This is a genomic window from uncultured Roseovarius sp. (assembly GCF_947489715.1).
In the GTDB taxonomy this organism is placed as follows: Bacteria; Pseudomonadota; Alphaproteobacteria; order Rhodobacterales; family Rhodobacteraceae; genus Roseovarius.
Genome location: NZ_CANLER010000027.1, coordinates 1 through 1,716, shown reverse-complemented (window position 1 = coordinate 1,716; position 1,716 = coordinate 1). Strand labels below are relative to the sequence as shown.

The 1,716-nt window shown below is 61.1% G+C and carries 1 protein-coding gene; it reads right to left on the bottom strand.

Translation table 11 applies throughout. The features are described from left to right. Positions 1-1,716: Ig-like domain-containing protein (locus Q1B27_RS24415; protein WP_299852786.1), on the bottom strand; the 1,716-nt coding region annotated here is incomplete at both ends.

Genomic DNA, 1,716 nt, shown 5'->3' with positions numbered 1-1,716 from the left:
AGAGAGCATGCCGTTTTCGTCTGCGACCCAGTAGTCGAAGCTGTCGATGCCGTACACGTTCTGGTGGGGTTCGTAGAGCAGGGTTCCGTCGTCGCGCAGGGTCAGGTTGGCGTGGAACGGGTTGGTGAACTCGCTGATATGCAGGCTCTGGCCATCGGGATCGAAATCATTCGCCAGCGGGTCGATCACGATCGCGGTGTCCGATTGTGCCCTGACACTGTCATCGCGGGCGATGGGGGCCTTGCTGTTGAGGTCGATATGGCCGTTATTGGTGATCCCCAGCTTGGCCAGCCTCTCATCCGAGATATCGAGCGTGATGACATGGGCGAACTTGAGCAGCTGGCCCGTCGCGCGATCGGCGACATAGTCATTGATCAGCATCACGTTCTCGCCGTTATCGGTCTCGAAATAGCCATCCCGCTGCAGCAGGGGCTTGATGTGGATGCCCCAGCTGAGATCCTGGATATCCGCGGCGAACTGGCGGTCATGTGAGCCGACCGAATCCGTCTTGATACCGTCGAAGACGAGCGAATCCCCTTCGCCGATCACCGTTTTACCGGCCATGACGAATTCCAGGCGGCCCTCGACCAGGTCCTTGGAAGACAGCAGGGTATGCCGGCTGGGATTGAACCCGTCCATGTCGACATCGTTGTTGACGAGGTTCAGGTCGATCAGGATATGGGCCAGATCGTCATCGGTCCAGTCCGCGCCGAACCGCTGATCAAGGTCGATCCCGGTCCGGAACCCTTCGATGCTCAGACCGTTCACCGCCATGTCGAACACCGAGGCGCCGAACTCGAACCCGGTGCCGGCGCCCGCGCGCCCGTCGGGATTGGTGGTCGCGAGCAGGTCGAAGTTCTTGAGCGTGTAGTGCGACGTATAGGTCATCTGCACGCCATCGGATGTCTCCCAGTTCGTGAACCCATCCATGACGCTGCGGACATCGTGATTCTGCCACTTGGTGGCCTTGACCACGATGAGGCCAACCTGCGTGCCAAAAGCCTCGTTGTCGTGAAAGCCCTGGATCGGAACCAGCGCCGCCTTGCTCAGGTCGCTCCGGCCGTAATAGGCATCGGAATTGTACATCAGGTTCGGGTCCGGCGCCTGGTCGGAGGCGCGCATCATCCAGGTGAACCCATGCGTGGTATTGGCCGCGATGTTCTCGGTGGCCTCGACCGAACGGCTGCCGAACCAGAACCCGTCGCCGGTCTTGCCGACATCGTCGCGGCGCACGTCTTCACCCGATTTGGTCCTGATGTGGCTATAGCCGACCCCTTCGGTCTTGATCGCCATGTTCTGCAGCCAGAGACCCGTCTCGTCGCCATCCTCGGCCACGAAGGCGGCCCCGAACACGTCGAAGGCGACGTTCTGGATGAACTCGGCATGGCTGGAGTGGTGCACATAGCCCCAGCCCGGCGAGCCGCTGACCGAATTGCCCATGGCAATGGCCGGGTTCTCCTGGTCGTCGGTGCCGGTGCGGTGCATGTGCAGCGAATACCGCGCCTGAACGTTGGTATCTGCCTCGATAGTCGCCGGGTCCAGGTCGCTGACATGGAATGCCGGGTTGGATTTGTCGGTCCGACCCAGGTCGTCAAAGGCGGCATAGCGCACGTCGACATCGTCATTATGCATGAACATGACATGCCCGCGATGGTGCACGGCCGAGGCCTCGCCATCTTCGCTGGAGAAGGTGATGTTGCGCGACGTGTTGGCCAC